At 44.1% G+C, this 26,204-nt stretch carries 21 protein-coding genes; 14 read left to right on the top strand and 7 right to left on the bottom strand.

Annotation, left to right across the window (positions count from 1 at the left end):
* The 3 genes from IOD06_RS12140 to IOD06_RS12130 all read right to left on the bottom strand — a co-directional run bounded on the left by IOD06_RS12140 (window position 1) and on the right by IOD06_RS12130 (window position 3,879).
* Window positions 1-1,398 carry a nicotinate phosphoribosyltransferase gene (locus IOD06_RS12140; RefSeq protein ID WP_194621071.1) on the bottom strand — a complete coding sequence of 466 codons (1,398 nt, stop codon included), beginning with the start codon at window positions 1,396-1,398 and terminating at the stop codon, window positions 1-3.
* Between the two features lie 299 nt (window positions 1,399-1,697).
* Complete coding sequence (locus tag IOD06_RS12135) at window positions 1,698-2,765, bottom strand: bifunctional nicotinamide-nucleotide adenylyltransferase/Nudix hydroxylase (protein WP_194621070.1); 1,068 nt, start codon at window positions 2,763-2,765, stop codon at window positions 1,698-1,700.
* 112 nt (window positions 2,766-2,877) lie between these two features.
* Complete coding sequence (locus IOD06_RS12130; RefSeq protein ID WP_194621069.1) at window positions 2,878-3,879, bottom strand: alpha/beta fold hydrolase; 1,002 nt, start codon at window positions 3,877-3,879, stop codon at window positions 2,878-2,880.
* A gap of 471 nt (window positions 3,880-4,350) precedes the next feature.
* Between IOD06_RS12130 and nfuA the strand changes: the two genes are divergently transcribed.
* Together nfuA and IOD06_RS12120 are read left to right on the top strand one after the other, a co-directional pair.
* Entirely contained in the window at window positions 4,351-5,031 is a 681-nt protein-coding gene (gene nfuA / locus IOD06_RS12125; protein ID WP_194621068.1) for a Fe-S biogenesis protein NfuA, read from the top strand.
* Window positions 5,032-5,316: 285 nt separating this feature from the next.
* Window positions 5,317-6,591: an O-acetylhomoserine aminocarboxypropyltransferase/cysteine synthase family protein gene (locus IOD06_RS12120; protein ID WP_194621111.1), complete on the top strand. Its 1,275-nt coding sequence runs from the start codon at window positions 5,317-5,319 to the stop codon at window positions 6,589-6,591.
* A 125-nt stretch (window positions 6,592-6,716) separates the two neighbouring features.
* Here the strand turns inward: IOD06_RS12120 and IOD06_RS12115 are convergent, their stop codons facing one another.
* Together IOD06_RS12115 and rsmI are read right to left on the bottom strand one after the other, a co-directional pair.
* On the bottom strand, window positions 6,717-7,736 hold the full coding sequence (locus IOD06_RS12115; protein ID WP_189586750.1) for an adenosine kinase: 1,020 nt from the start codon (window positions 7,734-7,736) through the stop codon (window positions 6,717-6,719).
* Between the two features lie 52 nt (window positions 7,737-7,788).
* A complete protein-coding gene (gene rsmI / locus IOD06_RS12110) occupies window positions 7,789-8,745 on the bottom strand; it encodes a 16S rRNA (cytidine(1402)-2'-O)-methyltransferase (protein WP_194621067.1) in 957 nt (318 codons plus the stop codon).
* A 124-nt stretch (window positions 8,746-8,869) separates the two neighbouring features.
* Here rsmI and IOD06_RS12105 point away from each other — a divergent pair, with 124 nt between their 5' ends.
* From IOD06_RS12105 to hisC, 8 genes are all read left to right on the top strand, one after another.
* Entirely contained in the window at window positions 8,870-9,394 is a 525-nt protein-coding gene (locus IOD06_RS12105) for a YraN family protein (protein ID WP_194621066.1), read from the top strand.
* Window positions 9,395-9,672: 278 nt separating this feature from the next.
* Entirely contained in the window at window positions 9,673-10,527 is an 855-nt protein-coding gene (locus IOD06_RS12100) for a BON domain-containing protein (protein ID WP_194621065.1), read from the top strand.
* Window positions 10,528-10,770: 243 nt separating this feature from the next.
* Window positions 10,771-11,751 carry an alpha/beta hydrolase gene (locus tag IOD06_RS12095; RefSeq protein ID WP_194621064.1) on the top strand — a complete coding sequence of 327 codons (981 nt, stop codon included), beginning with the start codon at window positions 10,771-10,773 and terminating at the stop codon, window positions 11,749-11,751.
* 176 nt (window positions 11,752-11,927) lie between these two features.
* The gene (locus tag IOD06_RS12090) at window positions 11,928-12,179 is read left to right on the top strand and encodes a BolA/IbaG family iron-sulfur metabolism protein (protein ID WP_320157439.1); all 252 of its coding nucleotides are present in this window, start codon (window positions 11,928-11,930) and stop codon (window positions 12,177-12,179) included.
* 117 nt (window positions 12,180-12,296) lie between these two features.
* Complete coding sequence (murA, locus tag IOD06_RS12085; RefSeq protein WP_194621063.1) at window positions 12,297-13,565, top strand: UDP-N-acetylglucosamine 1-carboxyvinyltransferase; 1,269 nt, start codon at window positions 12,297-12,299, stop codon at window positions 13,563-13,565.
* Between the two features lie 146 nt (window positions 13,566-13,711).
* A complete protein-coding gene (hisG, locus tag IOD06_RS12080) occupies window positions 13,712-14,407 on the top strand; it encodes an ATP phosphoribosyltransferase (protein ID WP_189586767.1) in 696 nt (231 codons plus the stop codon).
* Between the two features lie 285 nt (window positions 14,408-14,692).
* A complete protein-coding gene (gene hisD, locus IOD06_RS12075; RefSeq protein WP_189586770.1) occupies window positions 14,693-15,988 on the top strand; it encodes a histidinol dehydrogenase in 1,296 nt (431 codons plus the stop codon).
* Window positions 15,989-16,075: 87 nt separating this feature from the next.
* On the top strand, window positions 16,076-17,209 hold the full coding sequence (hisC, locus tag IOD06_RS12070) for a histidinol-phosphate transaminase (RefSeq protein WP_194621062.1): 1,134 nt from the start codon (window positions 16,076-16,078) through the stop codon (window positions 17,207-17,209).
* 100 nt (window positions 17,210-17,309) lie between these two features.
* On the opposite strand, the gene IOD06_RS12065 is transcribed toward hisC, so the two are convergent.
* Both IOD06_RS12065 and IOD06_RS12060 read right to left on the bottom strand, forming a co-directional pair.
* Window positions 17,310-18,983 (bottom strand): anthranilate synthase component I family protein, encoded by a 1,674-nt coding sequence (locus IOD06_RS12065; protein WP_194621061.1) that lies wholly within the window; start codon window positions 18,981-18,983, stop codon window positions 17,310-17,312.
* 3 nt (window positions 18,984-18,986) lie between these two features.
* Complete coding sequence (locus IOD06_RS12060; protein ID WP_194621060.1) at window positions 18,987-20,222, bottom strand: beta-ketoacyl-ACP synthase II; 1,236 nt, start codon at window positions 20,220-20,222, stop codon at window positions 18,987-18,989.
* A 592-nt stretch (window positions 20,223-20,814) separates the two neighbouring features.
* On the opposite strand from IOD06_RS12060, the gene IOD06_RS12055 reads away from it, so the two are divergent.
* The 4 genes from IOD06_RS12055 (at window position 20,815) to fusA (ending at window position 25,925) form a co-directional block, all read left to right on the top strand.
* The gene (locus IOD06_RS12055; RefSeq protein WP_194621059.1) at window positions 20,815-21,966 is read left to right on the top strand and encodes an EcsC family protein; all 1,152 of its coding nucleotides are present in this window, start codon (window positions 20,815-20,817) and stop codon (window positions 21,964-21,966) included.
* 410 nt (window positions 21,967-22,376) lie between these two features.
* Window positions 22,377-22,751 (top strand): 30S ribosomal protein S12, encoded by a 375-nt coding sequence (gene rpsL, locus IOD06_RS12050; protein WP_010200611.1) that lies wholly within the window; start codon window positions 22,377-22,379, stop codon window positions 22,749-22,751.
* Window positions 22,752-22,961: 210 nt separating this feature from the next.
* Window positions 22,962-23,435, top strand: a complete 474-nt coding sequence (gene rpsG, locus IOD06_RS12045; protein WP_010200608.1) for a 30S ribosomal protein S7 — start codon at window positions 22,962-22,964, stop codon at window positions 23,433-23,435.
* 363 nt (window positions 23,436-23,798) lie between these two features.
* Window positions 23,799-25,925, top strand: a complete 2,127-nt coding sequence (fusA, locus tag IOD06_RS12040; protein ID WP_010200606.1) for an elongation factor G — start codon at window positions 23,799-23,801, stop codon at window positions 25,923-25,925.
* The last annotated feature ends 279 nt before the right edge of the window (window positions 25,926-26,204 follow it).

Genomic DNA, 26,204 nt, shown 5'->3' with positions numbered 1-26,204 from the left:
CTACCATCCTGCACGCTCCCGAATTGTAGTGAGGCTGTCTTCGACGAGTAATTTGCCATCGACATACACGTCACGTAATAGGTTGTCTGCATCAGCGGGTAGATCATCTGCTTTGATGGTTGTTGGCTGTCCTTTGCTGTCTTCGACCAACGCCAAGCGACCTTTTTTTGAGCGTTTTGAGCGGCTAGTGATAGGGTCTTTGTAAATGTCTTTCCATGCGCCATCGATAGAGATGGCACTGGCTTTCATCGCCCAGCTCATGGTATCGCGATTGACTTGTTGGAGTAATCCACCACCCATACCAAAGGTCACGTTTTCAGCGCTAAATCCTGCCTTCATGACCACGTCGATAATTTTGCTCAAGCTTTGCGGACTAATGCCATCCCCTTGGATAACACGTACATAATCTGGCAAAACTTTGTAGCCTTTGCTATTAATTGTCGTACCAAACTTCACTGCCAAGCGCTCCAGTGCCTCGCGGACTACTTTAGCAGGCTCACCACTATCAGGTCTGATGACTAAAGTACCGCCCATGTTTTTTACGTCGTCCTTCAAGCTGCCACCCCAAATATTGTCAATGGCGTTCCATAAGTCATAGCTGTCAGAGACCACTGAAAAGCTCTTACCCGCCCCACCAAACTGCTCAATCATATTGGCAAAAGCAGCAGTTTCGCCATCACGACCCCATGCAGTCATGGTGCTATGCTCAGCGGCAGGGATAGAAAAGGCAGGCATGTCTTTATCCATTTGATACCAGCGACTGGCAGCCACCAAAGCGGTCATGGAATCTGTACCGGCAAAATTTACCAAATGAGCAAGACTACCAAGTGCCACGGACTCCTGACTAGACGCACCACGCGAACCAAAGTCATGCAAGCGAAAGGTTAATGACTCAGTATTATCCGCTGATTTTTCTAGCGCTTGACGAATGATACCTTTGCAATAGTGCGAGACGCTGGCGACCGTTGACGGATACCAGATAGCACGGAGTAATGCCGTTTCGATATAGCTTGGTAGCCAATAAAACTCAGGATCAGTATTGATAATCTGACAGACCACATTGGATACTGGAACGATGCTGCCTTCTGCTATGGCTTCGATACGTAGTGGCAAATAACCACCATGTTTATCAACTAAGCGTTCCCAACCTGCACGATTAAAGGTCAAGCCATGCGCTTGAATGAGTATTTCGGCTTCATCAATATCTTGGTGGGTAATAGGGGTACTCAGGTATTCTTTGATAAAGGCTTGCAGACCAAAAAACACCACATCGTAATCGCCTTTACGCGCTTCAATATAGCTGGATAGATACTCACTACCTTTGGGATATTGCACCCAATGTGAGGTTTTATAGCTGTCGCTATTTAAGATTAAATTATTTAAATTACTGGTATACATCACAGAACTCCTCTGCTTTGAGTGAAATGGACGACTCGCATCATTGTTGAGCCTTAAATGGACTAAAAGTATTTTATGTACATTAGCATCAATTTATTGTTCAACAGTCTAACGGTTCATCCATTGACAGCATCTAGTGAGGATAACTAAATGCTGCTTAGTAACCCTTACCGTCTATCGGCTTGGGCGGTGAAAATATAAGTGGCACTGATAAAACCAAACTTATAAGATAAATTATATAGAGTGTCATTGATTGAAAATGAGTCATTAATGCACTAAACAGTCAATGACACAACGTCTTACAAACCTACCATTTTAGTAATAATCGCATAGTGATCTTCGAACATCATGGTGGCATCCAACTCGGCAAGCGGTAACCAAAACGCTTTGGCCGCGTCATCACCGCCTTTTACTTTGGGCAGACCTTTTGGATCGTTTTTTAGCTGAAAGTAAAAGGCTTGGGTAATCGTGCGACCACGCGCTGAGCGGTAAGGGTCGTCAAAGGTATGCTGACTATGACAAGAGCCGCGTAATACTGGCTCTGGGACTTTAAGGCGCGTCTCTTCGCGTAGCTCACGGATACAGGCATCAAATAGGGTCTCTTTTGGATTCAAAAACCCACCCGGCAACGCCCATAGCCCGCGCCCTGGCATGCTGCGACGTTCTACCAGTAGGATATGACCCGACTGGACGACCAAGGCATCTGCCGTCATAAAGGTAGGCGGGTAAGGCGCAGACTCCCACTGTCTTTTATACTTATCAACGAAGTCAGCTTCTTCATGTAACTGTTGATAATCCTCGGTTTTTTTGAAGTCATTTAGGACGTTGCGGGTTGATTCAGGAGTGCGCTCAGGGGTTGGTGTGGCACCCATGAGATAGCTGTCCCGAATAGGGGTCGCCGATAGATTATGATAATTGGGTACAGAGACCGACGCCCAGTTGGGGAATAGCGATAAATAATACGATGAGCTGTCTTTTGAATGACCAATCAGGCCAATATCGGTCTGCAAGTCGCCAGTGACAGATTTGACACCTGCTTGCACGTATTGCAGCCAGCGTGTGTCATTGTAAAGCGCATCATCGAGTCCAACGCAGTGAATACGCGCGGCATCTGCTGTTGAATACGCGTCTTTAATCATCGCGGCGCGCTCAGCCACGCTAAAGGGGTTGCGTAAGCTACGTGGTAAGTTTGCGGAGCCGATGAGCATGATGACATTGTCGGTACGCTTCAATGCTTCATCCACGACCGCTTTGTGCCCGCAATGAAACGGCTGAAAGCGCCCAATAAACACCAAATAACGATAGTGTTTTTTGTCCTGCTTATCTGGGTTTTGTGTATCTAGATTTTGCTCTGATAATCCACTCATAGACGCCACTTTCCTACGACTTATTTTTTATTGGTTAAAAATTGATGACGCTAATACTGACACAGCCTATGACTTTCTGACAAGTATAAAGATGTGTAGGGGTGTGTCATCGTTACCTTGCATGCTTCTCTATCCATGCGGTCACCGTTGGCCAAATCTCTGTAGCAGCATTACGGCTGACCATGACACGGCTGTGTGTGTAATCATCCAAGTCTCCATGGTCAAGGGAATACTCTCGAAAGACGTTGTTGGGGTTAGCGAACTTGTCAAAAAACAACTGACAGCCACGGGTTGGCGAAATAAAATGGTCACCTTTGGCACTGATCGCATAGATAGGCGTGGTAATAGTTGGCATATGCTGACGATAATCGAAGTGGCTGTTATGAGATGCAATATGAGATGCAGAGTTTTCAGATGCGATGTTAGAGGGCGTATTTTCATCAATTGTCGTTGTTTCAAATTTACTTTGTTGTATAAAGCTGCTTTTAAAGTCTTTGTTCAGGTTCCAGTCGTACCACTGGTTCATCGTATAATAGCTTTCGTTAAAAGGACCCATTTTAAGCTTCTTAGCTGGGATAAAGCCTAGTAGTCTCGTAAATACTTTGGCTGCGAGAATTTTAGTGTAGCTAATCGGGTTCGATACTGCGCCATAAACTTGACAGGCAAACATACTGATGCTGTTGATGTGGTCAATATACTGGGGGTTTTGGATTAAAAACATGGTTAGGCAGGCACCGCCGCCACTGTGGGTGACGCAGTGTAGATTATCCAGTTTTAACTCAGCAAATAAGTAACGAAAGGTGGCCTCAAAATCATAAGTTGCGACGGTTTCGAAGTTGAATTTGTCTGTTGGTATCGAGCTCGCACCATGACCGCGCCATTCCATAATGTAGCAATGATGACCAAGCTGCGCCAGATAGTGGGCGATTCTTAAACAAGTCTGTTTGTCCGAAAAGGTACCGTGGGTCAACAGAATATTTTGTGCTTTTACCCTAGGCGCATTGGTGGTAAGAATATCAGTCTTCTTTTCATCTTTTGCAGTATCCACAATCTTCCAAATTGCTATTTTTTCGCCGTCTTTGGTGCTTACCAGTTTTAGGGTTTCTGTCATCATAAAGCGGTCTCGTCTAGATTGTTTTGTTATGGCATCGTTTATGACATCATTTATTGTATGGTTAATACTGAGTAGCACGATATGTCTACTCGGCAATCCCTAATACACTTTCATCCTTGATAATCAATCAAGCAGCCTTAATATAAACAATAGCAGACGCGGTGTGGGTAGTTAAATAATTTTGCGTCGCATTTTTAGCATCACCTCTTTATATCTTTTATGTCACCATTAAAAAAACCAATAGTGACTATTTATAACGGTCACGCTTTAATTCGCAGTAGCGCAGTCGGAATTATCGACTGAATGCGCTATAATAGTGGTTATAAAATCATCAAACCTTTATCAAGATTGCCGTTAGAGCACTATAATATCAACCGTTATGCTTGATAACTGTTAAACCAAATTGCCCAAATTCACGACACAGCAGCTATGACAGCAGTCGCGTTTGTGTCATAACGCATAGGAAAAATTATGAGTGAGCACAATCAAGCCAGCCAATCAGATCAATCTGCAGACTATGAATCAGCGCTAGATACTGAGCAAACAGAAACGAAAAGTAATATTACCATTACCGAGTCAGCCCAAGGGTATTTGGCCGATTTACTGTCCAAGCAAGATACCGACGGCATCGGTGTGCGTATCTTCGTCGAGCATCCTGGTACGCCGCGTGCCGAGTGCTGTATGGCTTATAACCAACCGGGCGAAGAAGACAGTGCTGATCTACGTTTTACCTACGATGATTTCTCTGCTTTTATTGAAGCGTCGTCAGTCCCTTATTTAGAAGATGCGGTCATTGACTACAATAAAGATCGTTTCGGTGGTCAGCTAACTTTCCGCGCGCCAAACTCTAAAATGCCAAAAGTGGGTGCTGATGCCAGCGTAGAAGAGCGTATCAACTACGTATTACAGTCTGAGATTAACCCAGGCTTAGCGGCGCATGGTGGTGACGTACAGTTGCTTGAGTTGATTGATGAAGAAGGCGTTGGTCTCACTGCTGTATTGAAATTCGGTGGTGGTTGCCAAGGCTGTTCAGCCGTTGATATGACCTTGCGTCAAGGCGTTGAAGTACAGCTAAAGCAGCAAATACCAGAGCTGACACAAGTCATCGATGAGACGGATCATACTCGTACTGAAAATGCTTATTACAAATAAGTGGTAAGTATCAATACAATCAGAAGTAGATTGAAATAGGGTTACTTATGCTGGGTGGTTATTAATAAACCCAACATTGGCTATTCTTTTCATAAAGAAGCTGGGTTATGATTAACTCAGCTTTTTTTTATGGCTATCATTTATAAGATGGCTTTTTTAGAGATTATTGGTCAATTGATACCTTTAAATGATCTATTTTGATTGATGCTTTTTTTAGTGACTACCAAGGAGTTTGTTATGAGTGATGGACAACCAGAGACCAATTCAGAGAACGGCACAAAACCAATGCAGCGCTTAGAGACCTTAGCGATTCATGCGGGTTATAGTGTTGAGCCAACGACCAAAGCCGTCGCTGTGCCTATTTATCACACCAGCTCGTATGCGTTTGATAATACCCAGCATGGCGCAGATTTGTTTGATTTAAAAGTCGCGGGTAATATTTATACGCGCATTATGAACCCAACCAATGCGGTATTAGAAGAGCGCGTTGCGGCGCTTGAAGGCGGTATTGGCGCACTTGCAGTAGCATCTGGTATGGCAGCCATCACTTATGCGATTCAAACCATCTGTGAAGCGGGTGACAACATCGTTGCTGTGTCGACCTTGTATGGTGGTACTTACAACTTATTTGCCCATGCTTTGCCGCGTCAAGGTATCGAAGTCCGCTTCTTTGACCACAAAAATCCTGAGGCGATTCGTGATTTAATCGATGATAAAACCAAGATGGTCTTTGCTGAAAGTATCGGTAATCCACTGGGTAACATTATTGATATTCAAGCACTCAGTGACATCGCGCACGAATATGGTGTGCCGGTGGTGATTGATAGTACGGTTGCCACGCCAGCGATTTGCCGTCCGTTTGAGTTTGGCGCGGATATTGTCATTCATTCATTGACCAAATATATGAGTGGTACGGGCACCTCTATTGGTGGTGCGATTGTCGATAGTGGTACGTTCCCTTGGGGTGATTACCCTGAGCGTTTCCCATTGCTGAACACGCCAGATCACAGTTATCACGGTGTGAACTTCGTCAAGGACGTTGGTGCAGCGGCCTTTATCGCTCGTGCTCGCGTGGCACCGCTGCGTAATACTGGCGCGGCACTTAGCCCATTAAATGCTTTTGGTATCTTGCAGGGTATGGAGACGCTGAGCTTGCGTATGGAGCGTCATGTACAGAACGCGCAAGCAGTGGCTGAGTATCTGCGTGACCATGATAAAGTTGCTTGGGTAAAGTATGCGGGTCTGCCAGATCATCCTGAGCACGATCTTGCAAAGAAATACATGAAGGGTACGCCCTCAGCTATTTTGACTTTTGGGGTAAAAGGTGGCCTTGAAGCTGGGGCGCGTTTTATTGATGCGTTGCAGCTGATTACGCGTTTGGTTAACATCGGTGATGCTAAATCATTGGCGTGTCATCCAGCGACGACCACACATCGTCAGTTGAACGAGCAAGAGTTAGAGAATGCTGGTGTGAGTACTGATATGGTGCGATTGTCGATTGGTATTGAACATATCGACGATATCAAAGCCGATTTAGAACAGGCATTAGCCTCGGCTTAATCTGCAAGTTTCTTATTTCTTAATTATTTTCTTAACAATAAAATAATTTGCAAAAGAAAAAGCCCATGTCGATTTGATATGGGCTTTTTTATTAGGGCTGTGCCGTCCTAAAATATGTTTAGAGATTAAGCGGACAGTACCCGTTTGGCAATCTCTTTATAATCCTGCGGCATGAGTCGTGGGCCAAATTGTTGAATAACTTGTGCTGACACTTCGCTGGCAAGATGACCACATTCTGGTAAGGTGTACTGCTGCGATAACGCGTATAAGAACGCCCCCGCATAGTTGTCGCCAGCCCCATTGGTATCGATGACATTGGCAACGACTGGCGTAGCAATATCATATACCACAATCTCTGACTCGGCATCAGGTTTATGAGCGATAACCGCCCCTTTTTCGCCATCCGTCACTACCGCAATTTGGCAATGCTCAAGTAAGGCACGCGCGGCTGCTTTGACTTGTTTTTTATCCGTAAAGAGCTTGGCTTCTTCACTATTACAAAATATCACTGCTACTTTGTTGCCCAGCATATTGAGCAAACCGTCTTTGGCAAATTTAACCACCGCTGGATCGGCGAAGCTCACCGCAATCTTTGCATTATGAATGCCAGCTTGCTGACGTAACTGAGTCATGGCTGGCTGGATGCCCTCGGACATGGCTAAATAGCCTTCTAGGTATAACCAATCTGCTTGCGTTAGCGCATCAAAATCGACGTTATCAGCGACAATATCGCTTGAGGTGCCTAGATAAGTCTGCATGGTGCGTTCACCATCTTCTGTAACAGCAACCACACAAGATCCAGTTACACCGCCTTCATGGATAGATTTGTCTGAGGTGGCGACGCCTGCTTCGTGCAAGTCCCTGAGGTAAAAGGCGCCTTGATCATCATCGCCCACACGGCAAGCATAAAACGGCTTGCCACCTAAACTGGCAAAGGCATACATGGTATTGGCTGCTGAGCCACCACCCGCTTGTTTTGATGGCGCAATTTGTGCAAGTTGGAAGTAGGCCAACAGTTGCTGCTGCTCTTCGATACCTGCCAAGGTCATATTGCCTTTGGTCAACTCTGTCTCTTCCAACGCTGCATCAGATAGCACATATTCGTGGTCAACCAAGGCATTCCCTATCGCCATTACATCGTACATTGCTCACTTCTCCTCAATTAAATTATAAACGCTTATCTTTTATATTCGAAAGTCATTCAGCTTGTAGATCAAGCAAACGCTGATAGAGGGCATTCTTTTTGACACCCGTAATATCGGACGCCAATGCAGCGGCTTTTTTGACCGATAAATCCTCTAACAATCTTTGCAATAATTTGTCATGGATGCTGATATCGTCAGTATCTTGTGCCGCATCAACGCCAGCGACCACCACGACTATTTCGCCACGCTGCTGATTATCATCTGCTTTGACAAACTCAACCAAATCGCCTAGCGTACTCTTACGGACGGTCTCAAAGGTTTTGGTCAATTCGCGGCAAAAAGCCACGTCGCGATCTGCGCCAAATATCGTCGCCATATCTTCTAAGCTGGTAATAATACGATGCGGTGCTTCATAAAATATCAATGTTTCGGTACGCGAGGTGAGGGCACTCAGTTGTTTTTGGCGACCATGGGTTTTCGCTGGTAAAAAACCAATAAAGCTAAAACGGTCTGACGGTAATCCCGCTACAGACAATGCCGCAATCGCCGCAGAAGCACCAACGATAGGCGACACAATAACCCCAGCAGCATGGGCAGCTTGCACCAATTGATAACCAGGGTCACTGACCAGCGGCGTACCGGCATCACTGATTAAGGCGACCGAATGACCTTGCTGAATCATCTCAATAATTTTAGGCGTTTGAATGGCGCTATTGTGCTCATGGTATGCCCAAAGCTTATTGTGTCCTTTTTGCTTACCTACAGCCTCAGAATCATCCAAGTTATTATGAGTGGCTGGCGCTTTGGTATCGTCCGTTTTACTGCTTTTTTTATCTTTAGTGTCGATGCCAAAATGCGACAACAGCTTACCCGAAGTGCGGGTGTCTTCGCAGGCAATGATAGCGACTTGCTTTAAGATATCAACCGCATGCGGTGTCATATCGGTAAGATTGCCAATCGGCGTGGCAACGATATATAGGCAAGCTGGCATCGCAGTAGGGGTAGACATAAAACCTCGAAGTATTAAAAACTGGAATTAAAAAATAAGGTGGCGCTGACATTTATCATATATCGTTCAGGTAAATAGCGAACAATCAATAATGACAAAAGGGCGCAAAAGTGGTTAGTTTAGCATGTTGTGCTATGATAATTATGAAATGTTGACCAGACCCATGGATGCTATGGCAGATCATAAACCTTTGACCCTTACTTCACCAAAACAGCGCCAAGGCAGCCGCTTTGAACAACGAGCGTGTGAGTTTTTACAAGCGCAAGGATTACAGCTGATTGCACAAAACTGGCAGCAGCCTAAAGTTGGTGAGTTAGATTTAATAATGCTAGAGACGGGGCAGGCGTGGTCGACGCTGGTATTTATTGAAGTACGTCAGCGCCAGCATTCAGGTTTTGGTGATGCTGCGCTTAGCGTCACGGCAAGCAAACAACGTAAAATTATAAAGACGGCTCGTTATTTTTTACAAGCGCACCCTGAGTATAGTCATTATGAGTGCCGCTTTGATGTGATTGCTTATGATACGAATAAGGTTAATACTCACAGCATTGCTGCAAATAATACGGATAAAAATAACAGGGATTTTACGAATAAATCGAAGAGTCAGACAGAATGGTTAAAAGGCGCTTTTATAGCCAGCGCATGGTAATAGTGCGTTTTGACTGTGTTACCAAACAGGCAAAGAAAGTACGACCCTATGTTATCGTTACCAAAAACCTAACCGCCCGCCGTAAAAATTAAGTAAAGTGATTGAAAGAAAATGGCTAGTCGTAGAAACGACGACGTTAGCGATTACTCAGTCGATAATTCTTATTTTGATATTTGATATTTGATATTTGATATTTGATATTTGATAGTTACTCAGTTAAAACGGCTAAACCAATTGATCTCATACAATCGTCACCATCATGCTTTAAGAGGTAAATAATGACACGGATGCATTTGCGCACTGCTATTTTTGGTTCATCACGTCGCACAGCGATAGGCGTTATGCTAATGACTGGTCTCGTTCTCGTCAGTACAGGTTGTAGCACCAATTATCTGACCAATAGTACTGAGGGCACCTATGGCGTGCCAATGACTGAGCGTACGATTCCACAGCGTCTGCTCGATCGCAGTATTGAGCATACGGTCAAAATCAATGTCTATGGGCTCAAAGAAGATCTACAGCAAATCAGCCGTATGGGTATTGATAGCTTTAACAGTGAAGTGTTATTGACAGGCGAAGTACCAACTGAGGCAATCAAAGCAGAAGTCGAAAAAGTCGTCAGCTCTATGCCAGATGTGCGCCGTGTCTACAACGAGCTGAATGTTAGTGCCTCTAAGGGTTATAGCTCAACCGTTCACGATGGTTATATCACCTCAAAGCTATTGGCAAAAGTCGCAGCGAATGACGGCGTAAAAGCCTCACAAATCAAAGCGGTGACTGATAATGGTGTGGTCTATATTATGGGGCGCATGACGCCTACCCAACAAAGCCATCTGATTGATATCGCTAACGACACAATCGGTATTACAGAGCTGGTATTGCTGACCACCGTCGTCGATGATAGAGGGGTGAAGTTGGCTGAAGACGATATTATGTATGAAAATAATTTGGCCAATCCTACGATGGTGCCTGCTATTGACTCTAATGTAGCGTCTAACGTTAACCCTAATGTAAACAACGCTGTGACGCCTAATGCTACTAGTACTGCGACACCTATTGTCATAACAGAGGAAGGGGAGTCGGTTAATCAGCCGTCATCCAGCCCTTATATTGATCTTTATCAGGGTCAATAAGTATTTAATCAATAAGCGCACTGTTAAGTAATCACAATAATCCTAAACAGTGGCAACAGTAAAAGCACGATAATGCTTCGGCCAGCCAGTAAGATATAAAAAGTAAAAAACAACTGTGACAGCGTGAGGCTCATTCATCATAAAACGTCATTATGTTTTATGGTGAATCAAGTACAGAACCCATACGGCTGTTATAAGGCAATCCACTGTTGATTGAAAATAAATATAATAGGAATACTGGCTATGAAGGATTCAAGCACGCTCGCTCCAGCTATTGATTCATGCAATACCGAACAACCAAATATTAAAGCCCGCACGCTCAAACTCTCAGGGGCAGGCGTTACTGCTGCATTGGCGATAGGCGGCATTGTACTCGCTGCCCAAAATGCACAAGCTTTGTCACCACTTGCTGTGGTCAATGGTATTACGTCAAGTGGCGGCGTTGGGGTCAGTAAAAACATTCTATATGGTGATGAGCCATCGCAAGACTTAGATATTTATTATCCCAAGCCATTGGCACAAGCGATGAAAGCCCAAAGCGCTATCAACGACAGTTATCCAATGGTGGTTTTCGTCCATGGTGGTTCGTGGGAGAGTGGTAATAAAGAACAGTATGCCTTTGTCGGTCAAAGCTTGGCGCAGGCAGGCTATGTCACCGCCGTGATTAATTATCGTAAAGCACCTGAACATGTTTATCCTGATTATGTCGAAGATGCGGCACAAGCGATTGCTTGGAGCATCGACAATGCAACCAGTCTGCATGCCGATCCAAAGCGCTTGGCGGTGGTTGGACACTCTGCAGGTGCATTCAATGCGGTTGCTGCTGTTGCCAATGAGGATTTTTTAGCGCCTTATGGTGTTAAGCCAAAAGACATTAAAGCGGTTGTCGGTATTGCTGGTCCTTATAGTTATGACTTTCGTAAATTTGACAGCGCAACAGCCTTTGCTGCTGATGCCACACCAGACGAGGTAATGCCAGATCGTCAAATCAAAGGTGAGCAGCCGCCATATTTATTGCTGACTGCCGAAAAAGACAAAGTGGTGTATGCAACCAATACGATTAAAATGACCAAAGCGCTGCAAGAGGCGGGTGTTACTGTGGAAAACGGTGAAATCAAAGGGGCTAGCCATGCCACCAGTATCGGTGCCATGGCACCGCCGCTACGGTGGGTCAATGATGTGCGTGCGCAAGTATTAACGTACTTGGATAAAAAGCTTAAATAGTCAGGTCTGCTCATACTGCGCCTATTTAAATATTTGGCATTTAACCGTGTTGTTAGTGCTGGCTGGATTGCTTAGGCGCAGTTGCGTAAGACAGTACTGTAAGATGCTTCAACTCTTGTTATAATGTCGTCACTTTACCTCTATACCCTATCTGAAACTTTAAGGCAGAATATTTTATGAGCATGAACGCTGACGATTTGATTGCATTTTTACAGACTCACTTCCCAGACGCTTTTATTCAAGCTGCCAATCAAGGTAATAAGTTTGATGTACGCGTGGTTGATGCCAGTTTTGAGGGCAAACGCGCCGTGCAACGTCAGCAAGCGATCTATGCGTTAGTCAATGACAAGATTGCCAGTGGTGATATTCACGCACTCAATATTCAAGCGCTGACACCTGCTGAATGGTATGTTCAGTCAAAAGGTTAAATTTTTTATATACGATTGGCTTGTACAGAACTGATTGTTTTAACAATTATTACAATGATTGGTTCGATAAGTCTGATTTTCACTATTTTTAATACTCATCGCTAGGTTGTCACTTCTATGGATCAATTTTTAATCACTGGTAGTAGTCGTATCGCAGGGGAAGTCACTATCTCAGGCGCCAAAAATGCTGCTTTGCCATTATTGGCAGCTATGATATTGGCCGAGACCCCAACGACATTGCACAATGTGCCCTCATTACAAGATGTGCGGACGTTGATTGAATTGATCGGTGGCATGGGTATCAAAATCCAAAAGCAGGACGATACTGTCACTTGTGATACCAAGAATATCGATAACTTCTATGCACCGTATGATTTGGTAAAGACCATGCGTGCCTCGATTTTAGTCCTTGGGCCATTGCTGGCACGTTTTGGCGAGGCAGAAGTCTCATTGCCCGGTGGCTGTGCGATTGGGTCGCGCCCTGTCGACCAACATCTAAAAGCCTTTGAGGCGATGGGTGCTGAGATTAGTGTCGAGAATGGCTATGTAAAAGCACAAGCGCCAAAAGGTGGCAAGCTGATTGGCTGTAACTACTCTTTTGACATGGTGACCGTTGGCGGTACTGAAAACGTCATTATGGCAGCGGCTTTAGCCAAGGGCACGACTGTTTTGGGTAACTGTGCGCTTGAGCCAGAAGTGGTTGATTTGGCCAATATGTTGGTCGCGATGGGTGCCAAAATAAGCGGTATTGGTACTTCTATCATGACTATCGAAGGCGTTGAACGCTTGCACGGTTGTGAGTATTCAGTGGTGCCAGATCGTATCGAAACTGGCTCTTACCTTGCTGGCGCGTTGATGACTCGCGGCGATGTATTGACCAAAAACACTTCTGCACTATTATTAACGCCTGTGTTAGAAAAATTCGAAGACATGGGTGCCGTGATTACCAGTGGCGATGATTGGATTCGCGCCCAAATGAAAGGTCGTCCACTGCCTGTTGATATCCGTACCCAGCCACACCCTGGCTTTCCCACTGACATGCAAGCGCAAGTCATGGCGATTGCTTGCTTGGCGAATGGCACCAGTACTTTTATCGAAAATATCTTTGAAAACCGCTATATGCATGTACCTGAGCTCAATCGTTTAGGCGCATCTATTCAAGTAGATGGTCATACGGCTGTGGTTAAAGGCGTCGAAAACTTCACAGCCGCCCCTGTCATGGCGACTGATTTACGTGCGTCTATGTCATTGGTGATGGCGGCGGCGACTGCTGAAGGCAAAAGCTTAATCGACCGTATTTATCATATCGATCGTGGCTATGAGCATGTTGAAGAAAAACTGCGTGCGCTTGGGGTCAATATCGAACGTATCAATACCAACGATTAAATCAGCGATTAAGCTTGATTGGCTGATGAGATTTTGTAGCGCCAACTATTGTTAGGATTGGCGTTATAAAATTGAACGTTTGGCGTTATAAATTTAAAAAATCCTCTTTAGTGGGGATACTCACTGTACATGGACACGATGTCATTATGACTGAAGCAAGCAACAATCTACCGAGTAATGGTTTATTAAACGAAGTAAATGATGAGTTTTCAGGCTTAACACTCGCCTTGTCAAAAGGCCGTATTCTAGAAGAAACCATGCCATTGCTACGCGCAGCTGGTGTTGAGCTTTTAGAAGATCCTGAAGCCTCACGCAAACTTATTTTCCCGACCTCAAATCCTAATGTGCGCGTTTTGATTCTGCGTGCCAGCGATGTACCAACCTACGTTGAACATGGCGCTGCTGACTTTGGGGTAGCGGGCAAGGATGTGTTGCTAGAGCATGGTGCCAATCATGTCTATGAGTTGCTTGATTTGAAAATTGCTCAATGCAAGCTGATGACCGCTGGCGTAAAAGATGCGCCACTGCCCAATCGTCGCCTACGTATTGCCACCAAGTATGTCAATGTTGCCCGTGCTTACTTTGCCAGTCAAGGTCAGCAAGTCGATGTCATTAAGCTATACGGTTCGATGGAGCTTGCCCCATTAGTCGGTTTGGGTGATTTGATTGTCGATGTGGTTGATACAGGTAATACGTTGCGCGCCAATGGTCTAGAAGCTCTCGATCATATTTGTGATGTGTCATCACGTTTGATTGTCAATCAGGTTAGCTACAAGCGCAAATTTGCACTACTTGAGCCGATCTTGGATAGCTTTAAAGACAGTGTTGCTAGCAACTCATAAAACAGAAATGTATAAAGATGCCTATCATCGATAATATGAAGTATGTATTGATAATATAAAGCATGGTCATGCAGATTTTTAAACCAGTTTAGCGCTCTATGATAGACATAGCATGCTAGACTGGTTTTATTGTGTTGGCTTGTCAAATAGTAAGTGTTCAGTGTAATCTGAATAAAATAATTATAGATAAGCTGACGAAAGCTTTTGCCACATTTATACTATTGGCTTTATTTTTCCATCGTTTATTTTTTAGCAGTATTTTATGCCCAGACATAGGATGAGGTCATGCGCCAGTTAAGTACCCAAGATGCCAGTTTTGATAGTGAATTGACACAGTTGCTTGCTTTTGAAACGGTCAATGATGCCGATTTACTAAAAACCGTTGATGATATCATCGCCCGAGTGCGCCACGATGGCGATAGCGTCGTATTGGCGTTAACCCAGCAGTTTGACCAGCATCCAGCGACGACAATGCAAGAGCTGGAGCTCTCTAAAGAATCACTTGCTGAGGCGTTTGCTAACCTTGACGAAAAAGTAAAAACAGCATTGACGACGGCAGCGACACGGGTACAGACCTTCCATGAGCGCCAAGTACAAGAGACTTGGCAATACGAAGATGAGCTTGGCAATCGTTTAGGTCAAAAAGTCACGCCACTTGATCGCGTCGGTATCTATGTACCCGGTGGTCTGGCGTCTTACCCATCCTCTGTATTGATGAATGCTATTCCTGCCAAAGTAGCTGGTGTTAATGAAGTGATCATGGTGGTGCCAGCGCCTAAAGGCATACTCAATCCATTGGTATTGGCAGCAGCCCATTTGGCACAAGTTGACCGTGTCTTTACCATCGGCGGTGCGCAAGCAGTGGCGGCACTGGCTTATGGTACTGAAACGATTCCAGCGGTAGATAAAATCACTGGACCTGGTAACAAGTACGTGGCAGCGGCGAAGCGTGCGGTATTTGGGCAAGTTGGTATCGATATGATTGCTGGCCCTTCTGAAGTATTGGTCTATGCAGAAGGTGAGGCGCAAGATCGCGCTGATTGGCTAGCGATGGATTTATTGTCACAAGCTGAGCATGACCGTATCGCCCAAGCCATCTTTGTCACGACCAGTGAACAGCAGCTCGCAGAAGTGGCCGCTGAAATTGAAAAAGCACTGGCAGAATTACCAAAGGCTGATATCGCTCGTGATTCGCTAAAAAATCGTGGTGCGTTGATACTAGTAAAAGATAGAGCTGAAGGGTTGGCGCTCATTAATCGTATTGCCCCTGAGCATTTAGAGTTGTCTGTTGATAATCCTGATGCGCTATTAAGTGACATTCGTCATGCTGGTGCTATTTTCATGGGACGTCACACGCCTGAAGCGATTGGTGACTATTGCGCAGGGCCCAATCATGTGTTGCCAACATCTGGCACCGCACGTTTTTCTTCGCCACTCGGCGTTTATGATTTCCAAAAGAAGTCTTCGATTATTTATTGTAGTGAAGCAGGCAGCAAGCCATTGGCTGAAACGGCAGATATCTTAGCGCAGCGTGAGGACTTAGAAGCCCATGCACGTTCAGCTCGTTATCGTTATCAGTAAGATAGCTTGGATGGTTTAAGAGTTGTTTTAGACATTTTTTTAGACATTTACTTTTAATAGTCTTCGTGGCTAATTTTAGGATAATTTATGAGTGAGTCAAAGATAGATACCAGACTTTGGTCATCTAAAGCGCGTAACTTGTCACCTTATGTCCCTGGTGAGCAGCCGCAACACGACAATTTATGTAAATTAAATACCAATGAAAACCCATTCCCACCTTCCCCGAAAGTAGGGGAGGCAATCGCAAAAGTTTTAGAGCAGCAAGCGGATGATTTACGCTTGTATCCTGCGCCCGAATCTGATGATTTGCGTGCCGCATTGGCACAGCTTTATAGTATTGAAGCAAACCAAGTCTTTGTCGGTAATGGCTCAGACGAAGTGTTGGCACTCGTTTTTGCCAGTTTTTTCCTAAAAGAGCGCCCTGTATTAGCCCCTGATATCAGCTATAGTTTTTACCCTGTATATGCGCAGACTTTTGGTATCGATTTGATACAAATTGCACTAGAAGAGGATTTCAGTATCGACCCTGATGCATATCGTCAGCCTTGCAGTGGTATCATCATTGCCAATCCTAATGCGCCAACCGGTTTATTATTATCGCTTGATGACATTCGTAAGCTGGCGGGCGAGCATACTAATGCAGTGATTGTGATCGATGAGGCGTATATTGATTTTGCTGGGGCAGCTGATGGCAGCTCAGATTCAGAAGTTTCAGCAGTGAGCTTAATCAATGAGTTTGACAACATTCTTGTGACGCAAACCTTTTCGAAATCACGCTCACTTGCTGGTTTACGCGTCGGTATGGCCTTTGGAAATATCTCATTAATCGAAGCACTGACACGCATGAAGAATAGCTTTAATAGCTATCCACTCGATAAACTGGCGCAAGCTGGGGCGACGGCCAGTGTCTTAGATACTGAATATTTTGAGCAAACGCGTCAGCAGGTTATTGACCTGCGTGAGTCACTAACAGCGGACTTAGTGGCATTGGATTATCAAGTGCTGCCGTCACATGCCAACTTTGTATTTGTGCGTCCAAAAGAGGGTAATGCGAGTGCGGTAGCGAATGCGTTACGAGAGCAAGGCATCATCGTCCGTCATTTTGACAAACCGCGCATCAGTGAGTACTTGCGTATTACGACCGGTACAGCTGAGCAAAACAACCGTTTAATCGAGGCTTTGCAAGCATTGCAGAAAAAGGCTGAAATCGTTGCTGATTAATATCTCGTTCACGGTTTTGATGGTTTGAAATTGTATTAATAAAAAATCCTGCTCAACATGACGTTAGCAGGATTTTTTTAGTCGTCTTTTTGAGTGACGCTTAAGTGTGTTTATAGAGATGTTCTTGACTTAAGACACTTAACAGATTACCTACCTTATCGAGACATTCTTGATATTCAGCATCACAATCAGAAGCGACAGTGATACCACCACCTGCCCATAAACTGACTTCTCTAGCGCCGCTCAACGATTCATTTGCTTGCAACGTGCGAATGAGCACATTCCATTGACCACTACCATCAAAGTTCATATAGCCCATGGTGCCGCAATAAGCACCACGCGGTGCAGTTTCCAGTTCAGATATAATCTCAACCGCCCGCTTTTTTGGTGTGCCGGTAATAGAGCCAGCAGGCAAACTGCCAAATAATACGGCTAATGGATGAGTATCTGGCTTTAACTCGGCCGTGATGGTACTAACCATATGATGCACATTGCTAAAGGTCTCAATCGCAAATAACTGCGGCACTTTTACGCTACCAGTCTTGGCATATTTACCCAAATCATTGCGCAGTAAATCAACGATCATGACGTTTTCGGCACGATCTTTTTCACTATCGATCAGTTGCTGTTTATAAGCATTATCTTGTGCAGTATTCAATCCGCGCGGCATCGTTCCTTTGATCGGTTTGGTGCGAATATGATGTTTGCCGGTGTTAGTGTCTTTTGTAAAAGTAAAAAATAACTCAGGTGAGCAGCTTAATAATTCGAAAGGATGCAGTGACGTAAGGTCTTTAATTTCATGGTTAAAATGATTGGCGGCCAAATACCCTGCAAAGGGAGCTTTTGTATTCCGATGTAGGGCAGGTAAATAATCAATAAGCATCGGTAAAATGCCATCATCGTTGAGGTTGTTATAAAAAGAACCTTTCCACTCTTGGGTCAGATTGATTTGATAGCAGTCACCCTGCTGTAGATACTCTTGGGTTTTTGCAAAAGCCCTTTGATAATCATTTTTATGCCAGCGCTCGTTCAATATTAAGGGCGCTAACGATGATGCACTGTCATTAGAGGGTTTTTTTCTATTGAATAATTCATGGTCTAGCATGTCTAAATACGATATAAGCGCTGATAGTGTTGCGTCTGTTGCCTCGCTATCAGTATTTAAACCTAGTGTATTTAGTCTCCAGCTATTTTCTTTATCAGACGGGGTTAGGTAGATATCGTAATGACCTAATACCGCACAAGGCTGCGCTGCCAGCTTGATATTTGCAGCTGGGCTGAGCTCATGAGCAGCAATATCATAACCGATAAAGCCTATCATACCATGATGATAACTTGGCTTCTCATTTACATCGCTTGCTGGCTTTGAGTCTTTATTAGCATCCTCACAAGCTTGGCTATAAGCAATTAATTCATCCTGCCATTTAGCATAGCTCATATATGTCGTTGTTGACGTAGGGCTATCATCAAGACAAGAACCACGACAATTTTTAATAACTTTATAAGCGCCTGACGGATCGTCAGTTGGCTTATTATTGGCAGCATCATAGTGGACGGACCAGCTTACTTTAGGGAGCAAACCAATCACTGGTCGGTCGTCATTACTTAACCAAACCAATTGCCAGTTGGCTTCAGTATCTTTTGCTATTAGATGACTTTGCAGTTGTGGTATTAATTCGGCAGCCGTTAGCTCACCAAAACGCCAGCTAGGTTGAGTAGCTGGCGATAGGGCAGAAACTGTCTGCTCAGTATTCTTATGATTTTCTACGGGCATAGTTTACGCGTCAAACTTTTTGATAATTAAGGTAGCATTCGTACCACCAAAGCCAAAGCTATTACTCATCAAGGTTTTGAGATTGGCATCACGTTTTTCGGTGACGATATCAAAGCCTTCAGCCGCAGGGTCTAAATTTTCAACATTAATACTTGGCGCGATAAAGCCTTCTTGTAGCATCAATAGGCAATAGATTAATTCTTGAGCACCAACGGCACCTAAGCTGTGACCGGTCATCGATTTGGTCGAGCTGATAGGCGGTACTTTGCTGACATCATTACCGAATACTTTAGCAATCGCTTTAAGCTCAGTGATATCACCTAGTGGCGTACTCGTACCATGGCTGTTGATATAATCGACGCTTTCTAGACCAGCTTCGGCTAGTGCTTGCTGCATACAGCGTACTGCGCCTTCACCGCTTGGTGCGACCATTTCTGCACCATCAGAGCTGGCACCGTAGCCGACGATTTCAGCCAATATATTGGCACCGCGTGCTTGAGCATGTTCTAGGCTTTCTACAACAACCATCGCGCCACCAGCAGCAATCACAAAACCATCACGGTCTTTGTCATAAGCTCTTGAGGCAAGTTCTGGCGTGTCATTATACTGTGTACTCACTGCGCCCATCGCATCAAACATACAAGACTGCGTCCAGTGTTCAGCTTCACTACCACCAGCGAGGACGATATCGGCTTTGCCTAATTGAATAAGCTCAGCGGCATGACCGATACAATGTGTTGAGGTTGCACAAGCAGAGGCAAGAGAGTAGGACACTCCTTGAATTTTTAGACCGGTGGCTAATGCGGCGGATACCGAGCTGCCCATGGTTTTTGGTACTGCCATCGCACCGACACCGCGTAGACCTTTTTCACGCATCGCATCTATCGCATTGACGATATTTTCTGTCGATGCGCCACCTGAGCTGGCTACGACGCCCACTCGTGGATTGCTATTGATAGTCTCAAGCGATAAGCCAGCGTGCTCAATCGCATTTAGGGCGCTGACATATGCATAAAGGCTGGCATCACTAAAAAAGCGCTTTAACTTACGATCTATAGCGGAGGTGTCGAGTTCTGCTTTATCGATACTGCCACTAATGTGTGATTTAAATTCATGTTCAGCATAAGAGTCATTAAATGTAATGCCAGACTGCCCTTGCTTAAGAGCGGCAGTAACCGTGGCTAAGTCATGTCCGATACAAGAGACAATCCCTGCTCCAGTGATAACAACGCGGCGCATATTCTATTCCTTATTAATAACGATTTTTGATAATTACCTTTAATAATCGCTTTTGAGTCCATCATTCTATTATGTAGCGGTTGGTATGGCTGTTTTGTGATAGCAGTAGCTGGTTAAAGGTAGTCTAGACAATTAAATAATGGCATCTCTAAGAAGTTTTTTAACTTTTAAAGGCTACTTAACTTCTAAAGGTTTCTCTAAAGTGATTGTTTTTATCATCATAGAACCAAATACATGATCGCCAGCTAATGCCTTAGCCTATGTCATATGATAACGTATCAAGGGTTCAAAATCTTTGGATAAGTGCAAAATAACCACAAAACATTGATTGCGGTTAAAAGTAGCCATGACAGACTTTTTTGCGATATGATAATCGTGGTTTTAGCCGTTAAGATACCGCTATTTTTATACAGATAAAAGTAGAGCAGAGACGCAGAAAAAGGTCGATAACTACGAATAAGCTGTACTTTTAGATACAAAATTTGTGAGCGCGATAACATTGTTCGCACTGACAGCTGTTTGCCTCATTGGCTAAAATGACCCATTCATTACTACTATAAAAATGACCAATCATCATATTAAGGACATAACGATGGCAAAGCGTAGCACTCTCTCTAAGGGTATCAATACTATTGGCTATTTTGCTCGCAACAACCTAGAACGTATGGGTGCAGCGATTGATAGCATGAATGCAAAGACGGGTAAACCGAGTCACTATAAAGCGGTAGATCTAGGTGATGAAGACTATCAACAAGATTTATTTCGTGAACAAACCCTAAAGGCGACTCAGCAATTATTAGGCACTCGTTTTGCTACCTATGGTAAGTATGCCAAAAAAGTAGTGCCGAATAGCTTATTTCAATCGACAGTTGATGGCGCTTTTGCGCAAATTGCTAAGCTCGCCGCTACTTGGAGTCAAATTGACCTGCCCAATGAGCATCGTTTTGCTAGCGTTGCAAGTCTAGACGATGAAGAGCGTTATGCACTGGCGACTGATATTGCCAATCAAAACCGTGCGCTTGCTACGATTGGTGGCTTAACGGGCTTGGCTGGATTACCAGGTTTGCTGGCTGATACTTTATGGTTATTGCTAGTGTCTTTGCGTACTGTTTATCAATTGGCTGCGGTTTATAATAAGCCGTTGACAGGTAAGCAAGGCGTCAAGATGGCGTATGAGCTGCTTGCCAATGCTGACCTAAGTAAGATGCAAGAAAAACAAGCGCTGCTTGCTGGTATTGGCATCGGTAAAGGCTTGCTGGACAACGCGCAAAGTAATGGTCTGCATAGTGAGCTTAAAAACCTAGGCCTTAAAAACAAAAATGTGAATTTCTATGCTGAACAAGTAGACAATATTGCCAGTCAGGTAGGTATCGATCTTGATCAGATTAATTTATCATGGATACGTCGTTTTTTACCAGGCACTGCGGTAGTGGTAGGCATGCGTTATAACAGCCAACTCATTGACGAAGTGATCGGTGTGGCGCAAGCGACTTTTGCCCCAGAAGCCAAACTTGCCAATCGTGCGATTACCGATGATAGCGGTAGCGAGGAAGAGGTGAGCAAAACCGCCAGCAATGATGAGAAAGGCGCTGATAAAAGTACTGATAGCAAAAATGCTGATGATAAGAGCAACGATGAGCGTAAAGACCCAGAAGACAAAGAGAGCAAAAAAGACAACTCAAACAAATCGTCAGACAGTAAATCAAAAAGCACAGACAAAGCAGCAGATAAGCAAAATAAGTAAATTGAAACAACCGTCCATATTTAAATGTAGCGATATTGTCTTAGCTGTCTTGAAAAGTAAGATAATATCGCCATTTAATCGTCACGAACTGCCAGGTATTTATCTCTAAACACCTTTTATTGATAATGCTTGTGTTCATAGTATGTAAGTCTGCCAACACCACCGTATTTAACGTCTTGTTTTTCAGCTATTTTTCAGTGCAGAACAGATAAAGTGTTATAGTGGTAGGCTTAATGCATATATATCGAATGTTGTAAAGTAAAACAACTCATAAGTGGTTGAATTAGCAGCAACAACTCTTTATAATATACTGTCCTAAAAATGGGTGTGCCGAAATCTGCGAATTGCGTCAGATCGATGGTGCATTTCCCCATTTTTTTGTTTTATACCAAACGGGAGAAGGATGCCTTATGGCAACAACTAACCAATTGATTCGCAAGGGTCGCAAAACCATCAAGGAAAAGTCAAAAGTTCCTGCGTTGCAAGCGTGCCCACAACGTCGCGGTGTATGTACTCGTGTATATACTACCACGCCTAAAAAACCTAACTCAGCCATGCGTAAAGTATGTCGTGTACGTTTGACTTCAGGCTATGAAGTATCAAGCTACATCGGCGGCGAAGGTCATAACCTACAAGAGCACAGTGTTGTTCTTATCCGCGGTGGTCGTGTAAAAGATCTACCAGGTGTACGTTATCACACTGTTCGCGGTGCACTAGATTGCGCAGGCGTTAAAGACCGTAGACAAGGTCGTTCTAAGTATGGTGCCAAGAAGCCTAAAGCTTAATATTAGCTTAGCTTATTTGCATCACCCAATAACTGTGCATGGGTTTGGTGTCAACAGTAGTATTGGTTAATATAAATTACTTTATATTGGCTAGCTACACCTAAACATACCACCATGCAGTAAGGCTAACTGACAACTCATTACTATGTCCTATGATGACGAGTATGATGTTGTGAATGTTGGACACTCCTGAAGACAAGGAAATTTATTATGCCAAGACGTCGCGTCGTTGCTACCCGTGAGATCCTACCGGATCCTAAGTTTGGTAGCCAAACTGTTGCAAAATTCATCAACCATGTAATGAGTCATGGTAAAAAATCTACTGCTGAGCGTATCGTTTACGGTGCACTTGAGACAGTCAGTGAAAAACGTAAAATCGAAGATCCAGTATCTTTCTTTGAAGAAGTTTTAGAGAATGTACGCCCAATGGTAGAAGTAAAAGCTCGCCGTGTTGGTGGTGCTACCTATCAAGTACCAATGGAAGTACGCCCCTCCCGTCGTACTGCCTTGGCTATGCGTTGGTTAGCTGAAGCTGCTGCTAAGCGTTCTGAAAAATCAATGGCTTTGCGTTTGGCTGGCGAATTGAATGATGCCGCTGACGGCAAAGGCAACGCTATGAAGAAGCGTGACGAAGTTCACCGTATGGCAGATGCTAACAAAGCGTTCTCTCATTACCGTTTCTAGACTATTTTTTATACCACTTGTTAAGAGTGGTTTTAAAGCAATAGTTTATGCTAGTTAATTATTTATTCTATTGATTGCCGCCATCCTCATCAGGTTATTGACATTTTTTCATCGTAAGATAATAAAATACTCACATAATCTGGATGGCGGACATCTGTCAAGATGCTGTCCTGAAAAGGATACTGTTCTTCATAGACAGCATCCCCAATTTGATGCCGCTATATTCTAAGTATTTGCTCTTTTTTTGTCCGTATTAGGCCCAATAATCAGTAAGTAATATTACGAAGCTGACTGCTTTGTCATAGAGTATGAGGTAGAGATACAACACATTAATATATACACGAATTTCCCTAGGAAAACACTATGGCTCGTAAAACTCCCCTAAAACGCTATCGCAATATTGGCATTTCTGCGCACATTGATGCTGGTAAGACGACCACGACAGAGCGTGTCTTATTCTATACCGGTGTTAGTCATAAAATTGGTGAAGTTCATGATGGCGCAGCCACCATGGATTGGATGGAGCAAGAACAAGAGCGCGGTATTACTATTACTTCAGCGGCGACGACTTGCTTCTGGTCAGGTATGGCTAAGCAGTTTGATGAACATCGTATCAACATTATTGACACCCCAGGTCACGTTGATTTCACGATTGAAGTTGAACGTTCTATGCGTGTACTTGATGGCGCTTGCATGGTTTACTGTGCAGTAGGCGGCGTTCAGCCACAGTCTGAGACCGTATGGCGTCAGGCTAACAAATATAAAGTTCCACGTCTTGCATTTGTAAACAAAATGGATCGCGTTGGTGCTGATTTTTACCGTGTTATCGATCAGATCAAAACTCGCTTAGGCGGCAAGCCAGTACCATTGGTTATTCCAATTGGTAAAGAAGATGCTTTTGAAGGCGTAGTGGATCTTGTGACTATGAAAGCCATCTATTGGGACGAAGCGTCTCAAGGTATGGAATATGACGAGCGCGAAATCCCAACAGAACTTCAAGAAAAAGCAGAAGAATATCGTGAGTATTTGGTAGAAAACGCTGCTGAAGCTTCTGAAGAACTCATGAATGAGTATCTTGAGAATGGCGAATTGACAGTAGATCAAATCAACGCTGCTATCCGTCAATTGACTATCGATAACGAAATCATTCCACTACTTTGTGGTACTGCCTTTAAAAACAAAGGTGTACAGAAGATGTTGGATGCGGTTATTCAGTATCTGCCTGCACCAATAGATGTACCAGCTATTCGCGGTATTCTTGATGACAAAGAAGAAAGCGAAGGTACTCGTGAAGCATCAGACGACGCACCATTCTCAGCACTTGCTTTCAAAATCATGAATGATAAGTTCGTCGGTAACTTAACCTTCGTTCGTGTTTATTCAGGTGTTATCAAGCAGGGCGGAAGCGTTTATAACCCAGTTAAAATGAAGCGTGAGCGCGTTGGCCGTATCGTACAGATGATGGCAAACACGCAAGAAGAGCTTGAAGAAATCCGTACTGGTGATATCGCTGCATTGGTTGGTATGAAAGATGTAACGACTGGTGATACGCTATGTGACGAAAGCAATGTTATCACGCTTGAGCGCATGGAATTCCCAGATCCAGTTATCAGCCTAGCAGTTGAACCTAAGACCAAAGCTGATCAAGAAAGAATGTCAATCGCTTTAGGCCGTTTGGCTAAAGAAGATCCATCGTTCCGTGTACACACTGACGAAGAATCTGGTCAGACTATCATCAGTGGTATGGGTGAGCTGCATCTAGAGATTCTTGTAGATCGTATGAAGCGTGAATTCAACGTTGAAGCCAACATCGGTGCGCCGCAGGTTGCTTATCGTGAGACGATTCGTGAGACGGTTGAACAAGAAGGCAAATTCGTACGTCAAACGGGTGGTCGTGGTAAGTTTGGTCACGTTTGGTTACGTCTTGAGCCTATGGATCCAGCTGGCGACGTTCTTTATGAATTCTCTGAAGAAGTTGTTGGTGGTACGGTACCAAAAGAGTTCCACGGTGCGGTTGATAAAGGTATTCAAGAGCGCATGAAAAATGGCGTACTTGCTGGCTATCCAATCGTTGGCGTAAAAGCGACATTGTATGACGGTTCTTACCATGATGTCGATTCTGATGAATTGTCATTCAAAATGGCTGGTTCTATCGCTTTCAAAAAAGGCTTCATGGCAGCAAACCCTGCACTACTTGAGCCAGTCATGAAAGTTGAAGTTGAGACACCTGAAGATTACATGGGCGACATCATGGGCGATTTAAACCGTCGTCGTGGTATGGTTCAAGGTATGGAAGATCTGCCTGGTGGCACTAAGCAAATCCGTGCAGAAGTACCATTAGCCGAAATGTTTGGCTATGCTACCCAAATGCGCTCAATGTCTCAAGGCCGTGCAACGTACTCAATGGAATTCCAAAAGTACGCTGAGATTCCAAAATCAGTAGCCGCTGACATCATCTCTAAGTTCAACTCTAAAGATGGCGACGAGTAAGTAAAGTCTATTTAATGGTGACAATATAGGGCAGGTCTCTATATTGTCATTGAATAATACGTCAATAATTGGTTAAAAGACTTGTTATTGGCCGTGATTTTCTTATAATATCTGCACATTAGTATGTGCGACCTTTTAACAATTATCTTAATGTGGTCAGGATTGTCTCAATTATTGTATTTATACTAGTTGAGCACTGCCCCCAAAAAAAGAGGAAATACCCATGGCAAAGGCCAAGTTTGAACGCAGCAAGCCACACGTCAACGTCGGTACCATCGG

It is taken from the genome of Psychrobacter sp. N25K4-3-2 (genome assembly GCF_015351755.1).
In the GTDB taxonomy this organism is placed as follows: domain Bacteria; phylum Pseudomonadota; class Gammaproteobacteria; order Pseudomonadales; family Moraxellaceae; genus Psychrobacter; species Psychrobacter glaciei.
The sequence above is the reverse complement of the archived record's forward strand: the minus strand, read 5'-3'. Positions and strand labels throughout refer to the sequence as shown.

What these genes read in the sequence shown, in the direction of transcription:
- IOD06_RS12140 (WP_194621071.1), bottom strand. Translation starts at nt 1,398, where the DNA reads ATGTATACCAGTAATTTAAATAATTTAATCTTAAATAGCGACAGCTAT.
- IOD06_RS12135 (WP_194621070.1), bottom strand. Translation starts at nt 2,765, where the DNA reads ATGAGTGGATTATCAGAGCAAAATCTAGATACACAAAACCCAGATAAG.
- IOD06_RS12130 (WP_194621069.1), bottom strand. Translation starts at nt 3,879, where the DNA reads ATGATGACAGAAACCCTAAAACTGGTAAGCACCAAAGACGGCGAAAAA.
- nfuA (WP_194621068.1), top strand. Translation starts at nt 4,351, where the DNA reads ATGAGTGAGCACAATCAAGCCAGCCAATCAGATCAATCTGCAGACTAT.
- IOD06_RS12120 (WP_194621111.1), top strand. Translation starts at nt 5,317, where the DNA reads ATGCAGCGCTTAGAGACCTTAGCGATTCATGCGGGTTATAGTGTTGAG.
- IOD06_RS12115 (WP_189586750.1), bottom strand. Translation starts at nt 7,736, where the DNA reads ATGTACGATGTAATGGCGATAGGGAATGCCTTGGTTGACCACGAATAT.
- rsmI (WP_194621067.1), bottom strand. Translation starts at nt 8,745, where the DNA reads ATGTCTACCCCTACTGCGATGCCAGCTTGCCTATATATCGTTGCCACG.
- IOD06_RS12105 (WP_194621066.1), top strand. Translation starts at nt 8,870, where the DNA reads ATGTTGTGCTATGATAATTATGAAATGTTGACCAGACCCATGGATGCT.
- IOD06_RS12100 (WP_194621065.1), top strand. Translation starts at nt 9,673, where the DNA reads ATGACACGGATGCATTTGCGCACTGCTATTTTTGGTTCATCACGTCGC.
- IOD06_RS12095 (WP_194621064.1), top strand. Translation starts at nt 10,771, where the DNA reads ATGAAGGATTCAAGCACGCTCGCTCCAGCTATTGATTCATGCAATACC.
- IOD06_RS12090 (WP_320157439.1), top strand. Translation starts at nt 11,928, where the DNA reads ATGAGCATGAACGCTGACGATTTGATTGCATTTTTACAGACTCACTTC.
- murA (WP_194621063.1), top strand. Translation starts at nt 12,297, where the DNA reads ATGGATCAATTTTTAATCACTGGTAGTAGTCGTATCGCAGGGGAAGTC.
- hisG (WP_189586767.1), top strand. Translation starts at nt 13,712, where the DNA reads ATGACTGAAGCAAGCAACAATCTACCGAGTAATGGTTTATTAAACGAA.
- hisD (WP_189586770.1), top strand. Translation starts at nt 14,693, where the DNA reads ATGCGCCAGTTAAGTACCCAAGATGCCAGTTTTGATAGTGAATTGACA.
- hisC (WP_194621062.1), top strand. Translation starts at nt 16,076, where the DNA reads ATGAGTGAGTCAAAGATAGATACCAGACTTTGGTCATCTAAAGCGCGT.
- IOD06_RS12065 (WP_194621061.1), bottom strand. Translation starts at nt 18,983, where the DNA reads ATGCCCGTAGAAAATCATAAGAATACTGAGCAGACAGTTTCTGCCCTA.
- IOD06_RS12060 (WP_194621060.1), bottom strand. Translation starts at nt 20,222, where the DNA reads ATGCGCCGCGTTGTTATCACTGGAGCAGGGATTGTCTCTTGTATCGGA.
- IOD06_RS12055 (WP_194621059.1), top strand. Translation starts at nt 20,815, where the DNA reads ATGGCAAAGCGTAGCACTCTCTCTAAGGGTATCAATACTATTGGCTAT.
- rpsL (WP_010200611.1), top strand. Translation starts at nt 22,377, where the DNA reads ATGGCAACAACTAACCAATTGATTCGCAAGGGTCGCAAAACCATCAAG.
- rpsG (WP_010200608.1), top strand. Translation starts at nt 22,962, where the DNA reads ATGCCAAGACGTCGCGTCGTTGCTACCCGTGAGATCCTACCGGATCCT.
- fusA (WP_010200606.1), top strand. Translation starts at nt 23,799, where the DNA reads ATGGCTCGTAAAACTCCCCTAAAACGCTATCGCAATATTGGCATTTCT.